The organism is Rhodococcus sp. TAF43 (assembly GCF_052113525.1).
Taxonomy (GTDB): Bacteria; Actinomycetota; Actinomycetes; order Mycobacteriales; family Mycobacteriaceae; genus Prescottella.
On the sequence record NZ_JBFRDL010000005.1, the window covers coordinates 160,645 to 167,062 of the forward strand.

7 protein-coding genes are annotated in these 6,418 nt (G+C 68.1%); 4 read left to right on the forward strand and 3 right to left on the reverse strand.

Features of this window, described 5'->3' with window-relative positions; all coding sequences use genetic code 11:
* Nucleotides 1-160: 160 nt before the first annotated feature.
* Nucleotides 161-586 (reverse strand): tyrosine-protein phosphatase, encoded by a 426-nt coding sequence (locus AB4Z09_RS05810; protein ID WP_254622914.1) that lies wholly within the window; start codon nt 584-586, stop codon nt 161-163.
* The gene (locus AB4Z09_RS05815; RefSeq protein WP_254622915.1) at nt 477-1,079 is read right to left on the reverse strand and encodes a tyrosine-protein phosphatase; all 603 of its coding nucleotides are present in this window, start codon (nt 1,077-1,079) and stop codon (nt 477-479) included. The genes AB4Z09_RS05810 and AB4Z09_RS05815 overlap by 110 nt, the downstream gene beginning before the upstream one ends.
* A 422-nt stretch (nt 1,080-1,501) precedes the next feature.
* Between AB4Z09_RS05815 and secG the strand changes: the two genes are divergently transcribed.
* Genes secG through ppc form a run of 3 tightly spaced genes read left to right on the forward strand, consistent with a single transcriptional unit; the run spans nt 1,502 to nt 5,011 of the window.
* The gene (gene secG / locus AB4Z09_RS05820) at nt 1,502-1,735 is read left to right on the forward strand and encodes a preprotein translocase subunit SecG (protein WP_114722713.1); all 234 of its coding nucleotides are present in this window, start codon (nt 1,502-1,504) and stop codon (nt 1,733-1,735) included.
* Nucleotides 1,736-1,737: 2 nt separating this feature from the next.
* Nucleotides 1,738-2,148, forward strand: coding sequence for a PPOX class F420-dependent oxidoreductase (locus AB4Z09_RS05825; RefSeq protein WP_442239333.1), 411 nt, complete (start codon nt 1,738-1,740; stop codon nt 2,146-2,148).
* A 55-nt stretch (nt 2,149-2,203) separates the two neighbouring features.
* Nucleotides 2,204-5,011 carry a phosphoenolpyruvate carboxylase gene (gene ppc, locus AB4Z09_RS05830; RefSeq protein WP_442239334.1) on the forward strand — a complete coding sequence of 936 codons (2,808 nt, stop codon included), beginning with the start codon at nt 2,204-2,206 and terminating at the stop codon, nt 5,009-5,011.
* Nucleotides 5,012-5,058: 47 nt separating this feature from the next.
* Here the strand turns inward: ppc and AB4Z09_RS05835 are convergent, their stop codons facing one another.
* Entirely contained in the window at nt 5,059-5,535 is a 477-nt protein-coding gene (locus AB4Z09_RS05835) for a MarR family winged helix-turn-helix transcriptional regulator (RefSeq protein ID WP_442239335.1), read from the reverse strand.
* Nucleotides 5,536-5,641: 106 nt separating this feature from the next.
* Between AB4Z09_RS05835 and AB4Z09_RS05840 the strand changes: the two genes are divergently transcribed.
* The coding region (locus AB4Z09_RS05840; protein ID WP_442239336.1) for an alpha/beta fold hydrolase at nt 5,642-6,418 on the forward strand (777 nt) is incomplete at its 3' end.

The following is a 6,418-nucleotide window of genomic DNA, read 5'->3' on the forward strand; positions in this document are numbered from 1 at the left end:
CTGAGATGATTCCTTCCGCGTCGGTGTCGTCCGACTGGAAGGTATCGACGAACGCCTGCACTGCGAGTGGTCTCACTCAGTGGTGCGCCAGGCGCTACCGGGCGCTGCCGGGCGCGGACGGTGAATCCGTCGCGCGCCCAGCCGCGTTCACAGGTGTGCGTCAGCCGAGCAGTTTGACGGCGAGCTTGCCGATGGTCACCGACGAGAGGCCGAGACCGGTGCGCAGGTAGTTCTGCACGGTGCCGTACTTCGCGGTCAGCTCGTCCAGGCCGGCCTGCAGGTAGCTGGCGTCGACGCCGAGCAGCGGGTCGTAGACCTGGGCGACTGCTTCACCCTGGCTGGCGACGATGCCGGCCCGGGACCTGGCCATGGATGCGACGGTGTACTCGTTCGTGAGCAGGTAGTCGCTCATGATCGTCTCGTGCGGCACCCCGGCGATGCTCTGCAGCAACATGGACGCCCAGCCCGTCCGGTCCTTACCGGCGGTGCAGTGGAACACCTGCGAGCCGGGGGTCTCGGCCAGATCGGTGAGCAGTTTCGTGAACCCCGCGCGCGCCGCGGGATCGTTGACAAATGCACGATTCATGTCCCGCGTCCCGCATGAAGTTCCGCGAGTCCTCAGGGGTCTTCAGCTTGGCGACGCCGGCCTCGAGATCGCCGGACAGGATCGGGATGTGCACGTAGGTGGTGCCGGCGACGGTGCGGTCGGGCTTGTGGGCCACCTCTTCCTCGGTGCGGACGTCGTACACCGCGGTCAGCTTCAGCGATTCGAGCGTCGCGAGGTCGGCGTCGTTCGGGGTGAGCGCGTTGGCACGGTAGAAGACGCCGGTGCGCATGTGGCCGAGTGGAGTCTTGTAGCCGGGGCCGGCGACGTCCCGGAAGTTGTCGACAGTCGCCAACCGGGGCGCCTCGACGATGGTCGGTGCGCTCGAGCCGAGTGCGGAGGATCCGAAGGACGACAGGTCGAGGGAACCGGTGGCCCCTGCCGCGGCAGTGCCGGCGAACAGGAACGAGCCTGATACCGCGAGTGCCACTGCGGTCCGGGTGGTGTGGCGCAGAGCTGTGGAGCGGTGCGTCATGGTGAGGCCTTCCTCGCATGGGGGTGACTGACTGCTCGGAAGGTAATGCGGCACGTTGTGCCACGAAAGTGAGCTGTCTCACTATACGGGAGGATTGTGGTGACGGTCGCTCGGAACCGCTTCCCGCGCGAGCGAATTGCGCACGGGAAGCGCGTCGGCAGGTTACCGAGCGACCCGAACGTCGCGAGTGAGCCTTCCGGTAGGCCGGTGAGGCGATCCCGCGGTGGGGTGCATGGGCGGTGCGGTGTGATCTGCATAACAGATACGGACGGTAACGACAAACGAACGATCGGCGCGTCCCGATCGTCAGGTTCCGTCTCCCGGCCACTGTGGCGGGTTTGCGCTCGATCGCCCAGGTAACAGGTAAGCTGAGCGCGCTAGTGGCCGAAATCCGTCGTGCGTGAAGGGCAGCGAATACCGAAATGGCACTGTTCCTGGACATCCTGCTGGTCATCACCAGCTTGCTGCTGATCCTGCTGATCCTTCTGCATCGCGGCAAGGGCGGCGGTCTGTCCAGTCTCTTCGGTGGCGGTGTCCAGTCCAGCCTCGCCGGCTCGAGCGTCGTCGAGAAGAACCTCGACCGACTGACCGTCTTCACCGCGGCGATCTGGCTGATCGCGATCCTCGGCATCGGGCTCGAGATCAAGTTCAGCTGACGATGGCGGGGTACCGCAGCTCCACCTCCATCCCCGATGCTGCCGCGGCCCTGATCGACGCGCCCGAATTCGCGACACTCGCGACCGTCGAGCCCGGAGGCCAGCCGCAGCTGTCCGTCGTGTGGTTGGAGCGGGACGGCGACGAGGTGCTCATCTCGACCGTCCGTGGCCGCCGCAAGACCGACAATCTCCAGCGTGACCCGCGTGCGACGGTGCTGATCTATCCGGCTGGCGGGCCGTACCGCTACGTCGAGATCCGCGGCACCGCCACGATCGCGGACGACCCGGGTGGGTCGCTGATCCACAAGCTGGCCCGCAAGTACACCGGGGCCGCGCGTTGGGAGCACGACACACCGGACACCCCGCGGGTGATCGTGCGGTTGAAGCCGTCGAAGGTGATCTGGAAGGGCTGACGCCCGGTCGGACGGTTGCCGTGCGGGTGTCCGGTCATCGGTCGATAATCAGGTGATGACCGGGATCCCCGATTCATCGCCAGCGTCCTCCGCTCCGCCTTCGTCGGCTCCGCGTGCTGCCACCGAACCGCTCCGAGAGGACATCCGCCTGCTCGGGGGCATCCTGGGGGAGATCGTCCGGGAACAGTCCGGTGACGAGATCTTCGCGCTGGTCGAGCGGGCGCGGGTCGAGTCGTTCCGGGTCCGGCGTTCGGAGATCGACCGGGCGGAACTCGCGGAGATGTTCGAGCAGATCGACACCGCGGACGCCATCCCGGTGATCCGAGCCTTCAGCCATTTCGCGCTGCTCGCCAACGTCGCCGAGGACATTCACCGCGAGCGGCGGCGCGCGATCCACGTCCGGGCCGGCGAACCTCCACAGGACAGCAGCCTGGCGGCCACCTACGCGAAACTCGATGCGGCGACCCTCGACCCGGCCACCGCGAGCGCCGCGTTGGTCGGTGCGCTCGTGGCGCCGGTGATCACCGCGCACCCCACCGAGACGCGCCGGCGGACGATCTTCGAGACCCAGAACCGCATCATGGAATTGATGCGGATGCGGGAGTGGGTTGCCGGGGACGTCGACGAGGCGGCCGCGATCGGTCTCCAGCTGCGCCGCCAGATTCTCACCCTGTGGCAGACGGCGCTGATCCGCCTGTCCCGATTGCGGATCCAGGACGAGATCGAGGTGGGCCTGCGCTACTACGATGCCTCACTGTTCGAGGTGGTCCCACAGATCAACGCCGACCTCCGGGACGGTCTGCGGGCCCGGTGGCCGGGCTCGACCCTACTCGCGGAACCGATGCTGCGGCCGGGGTCGTGGATCGGCGGCGATCGGGACGGGAATCCGTTCGTCACAGCCGAAGTCGTCGGCCGGGCCACTCACCGTGCGGCCGAGACCGCGCTCGAACATCACCTCGAGGAGCTCGAGGTACTGGAACGGGAGCTGTCGATGTCGGCGCGGCTGGTCACGGTGACCGCCGAGTTGGACCGGCTCGCGGACGAGTCCGGTGACGAGTCGGCGTTCCGCGCGGACGAGCCCTACCGGCGCGCCGTCCGTGGTCTGCGTGCACGCCTGACGGTCACCGCGGACCGGATCCTCGGCCATCCCGCCGTTCACCGCGTCCGAGCGGCCTCGACGGACCTGCCGGGATACGACAGCCCGGCCGAGCTGCTCGCGGACCTCGATGTCATCGACACGTCGCTGCGGTCGCACGGCGACGACACCGTCGCCGACGACCGTCTGGCGCAGCTGCGGAACTCGGTGGAGGTCTTCGGCTTCCACCTGTGCGGTCTGGACATGCGGCAGAACTCGGAGGTCCACGAGTCGGTGGTCGCCGAGTTGCTGGCGTGGTCGGGGGTGCACCCGGACTACCGGTCGCTGTCCGAGGACGAGCGGATAGCGCTGCTGTCCCGGGAACTCGCGACCCGTCGGCCGCTGTCGGGTCCGCACGCCGAGTTCAGCGAGCTGACCACGAAGGAGCTGGGCATCCTGCGGGCCGCCGCCGAGGCCGTCGAGCGGATCGGGCCGGAAGCGATCCCGAATTACATCATCAGCATGTGTGACTCGGTGAGCGACATGCTCGAGGCCGCGGTCCTGCTCACCGAGGTGGGGTTGTTCGACCCGGACGGCGACGACGGACCGTGGTGCCCGGTGGGGATCGTGCCGCTGTTCGAGACCATCGTGGACCTGCGGCACGGCGCCGCGACCCTCACTCGAACGCTCGAGGTGCCGATCTACCGGGCTCTGGTCGCGAACCGCGGCGACAGCCAGGAAGTGATGCTCGGATACTCCGACTCGAACAAGGACGGCGGATATCTCGCCGCGAACTGGGCGCTGTACCGGGCTGAGCTCGAGTTGGTGCAGGCGGCGCGGAAGACAGGAATTCGGTTGCGGCTCTTCCACGGTCGCGGCGGCACCGTGGGCCGCGGCGGCGGACCGAGCTACGATGCGATCCTCGCGCAGCCGCCGGGCGCGGTGCAGGGGTCGCTGCGGATCACCGAGCAGGGTGAGGTGATCGCGGCCAAGTACGCCGAGCCGCGGCTCGCCCGCCGCAATCTCGAGGCGCTCGTCGCGGCCACCCTAGAATCGACCCTGCTCGACGTCGAGGGACTCGGCGACGACGCGGCACCCGCGTACGAGATCCTCGACGAACTGGCCGAGCTGGCGCGCGTCGCGTACGCGGACCTCGTGCACGACACCCCCGGCTTCGTGGAGTACTTCAAGGCGTCGACGCCGGTCGCGGAGATCGGTGCCCTCAACATCGGCAGCCGGCCCGCATCCCGCAAGCCGACCGCGTCGATCTCCGACCTGCGCGCCATCCCGTGGGTGCTGTCCTGGAGCCAATCGCGGGTGATGCTGCCCGGGTGGTACGGCACCGGAACGGCCTTCGAGCAGTGGGTGGGCGGCGATGAGCAGCGACTGAAGACACTGACCGACCTGTACGAGAGGTGGCCGTTCTTCCGTACCGTGCTGTCGAACATGGCGCAGGTCATGGCGAAGTCCGACATGGGCCTCGCGGCACGCTACGCGGAACTGGTGCCGGACGTCGCATTGCGGGACGAGGTGTTCGGCAAGATCGCCGCCGAGCATGCCCGCACGATCGCGATGTACACATCGATCACCGGGCACGACAATCTGCTGTGGGACAACCCGGCTCTCGACCGCTCCGTGCACAATCGGTTCCCGTACCTCGAGCCGCTCAACCATCTGCAGGTGGAGTTGCTGCGCCGCTACCGCGCCGGCGACGACTCCGACGGCGTCCGGCGCGGCATCCAGTTGACGATGAACGGTCTTGCGACCGCGCTGCGGAACAGCGGCTGATCCGACCGCGATCGGCACCGGATGCGACGGGGTGGCGCGCCAGCGCGTCAGAGTTGTTCGGCGCGTACGCCCGCCGCCACGGCGTGCATCTTCTCGAGGAATGCTCCGATCGTCTCCCGCTCGCGTGGCGAGAAGGATTCGATTGCCACCACCGCGCGGTCGATGAGGGGCCCGAAGAACGACGTGCCCAGGTCCGCGGCGTGGGATGTGACCTCGATGACGACCCGACGGCGATCGGCGGTGTCGCGCGAACGGCACAGGAGTCCCTGCTTCTCGAGCCGGTCGATCAGGGCGGTGGTGGAGGCGGAACTGATGCCCAGCTGCTGCCCCAGCCATCCCGGTGTCGTGGGATGGCCCGCGCGGGCCGCGTCGAGGAGGGCGATCAGCGCGCGCAGGTCGGTGGTGTGGAGGTGGTGGCTCCTGGCGAACTCGGCGCCGAAGAGGTTGAGTTCCACGGTCAGTGCCCGCAGTTGATGCACCGTTGCGTGGCCCCGGATTCGGGGGTCGAGTTCGTCGTCGTGCATTGCTGCCTCTTTCCGGCTGGGTCTGGACGGCAGTTGCCTCGTCTGCCTAGTATCTCGATGATCGAGATAAATGTCGAGTGTCGAGGATTCAACCAGGGGTGGGCAGATGAACCGAAGTGATGCAGTCCATTTCGCGTCGACGGAGAGCGGGCGCGAGTTCGAGCGGCGGTACGACCGGGTGCTCGGACGGTGGCCGGGACCGGTGGAGCGTGTCGATGTCGGCACCAGGTTCGGCACCACGCGCGTCAACGTCTGTGGGCCCGAGGGCGCGCCGCCCGTGATCCTCTTGCCCAGTGGCCGAGCCACCTCCACCGTGTGGTTCGCCGTGGCCGCGGAGCTCTGCGGGGACCACCGGGTGTTCGCGGTCGATCTCCCCGGCGACGTCGGGCTCGGGGTGGTCACCGAACCGCTGCGGAGCCGGGACGATCTGATGGACTGGATATCGGCGGTCGTTCACGGTCTCGAGCTGGAAACGTATGGCGTCGTGGGTCATTCGTATGGTGCGATGGTCGCCCTCGCACATGCCGTGCGGCGACCCGACGGGTTGGACAGGCTCGTACTGCTGGATCCCAACTCGTGCTTCGCGGGGATGAGTCCGCAGTACCTCGCCCGTGCAGTCCCGCTGCTCGTTCGCCCGACCGGTGAACGCCAACGACGCCTCATCGGTTGGGAATCGGCCGGCGCCACGGTGGACGCCGACTGGCTCGACCTGGTCGCGTTCGGCGCCGAACGGTTTCCGGCACACCGCCCGGTGGTGCCGCGACGACCCAGGCCACAGGATCTCCAGGAACTCCGAGCCGAGGTGACCGTCGTGCTGGCGGAGCGCAGCCGGGTACACGACGCGGCGCGGATCGGTGAGCGGGCACGGAGCTCGATGCCGCGG

Bases quoted from the DNA above. Each gene is read 5' to 3' on its own strand.
- ppc (WP_442239334.1), top strand. From the start codon at position 2,204: ATGACCGGGATCCCCGATTCATCGCCAGCGTCCTCCGCTCCGCCTTCG.
- AB4Z09_RS05825 (WP_442239333.1), top strand. From the start codon at position 1,738: ATGGCGGGGTACCGCAGCTCCACCTCCATCCCCGATGCTGCCGCGGCC.
- AB4Z09_RS05810 (WP_254622914.1), bottom strand. From the start codon at position 586: ATGAATCGTGCATTTGTCAACGATCCCGCGGCGCGCGCGGGGTTCACG.
- secG (WP_114722713.1), top strand. From the start codon at position 1,502: ATGGCACTGTTCCTGGACATCCTGCTGGTCATCACCAGCTTGCTGCTG.
- AB4Z09_RS05815 (WP_254622915.1), bottom strand. From the start codon at position 1,079: ATGACGCACCGCTCCACAGCTCTGCGCCACACCACCCGGACCGCAGTG.
- AB4Z09_RS05835 (WP_442239335.1), bottom strand. From the start codon at position 5,535: ATGCACGACGACGAACTCGACCCCCGAATCCGGGGCCACGCAACGGTG.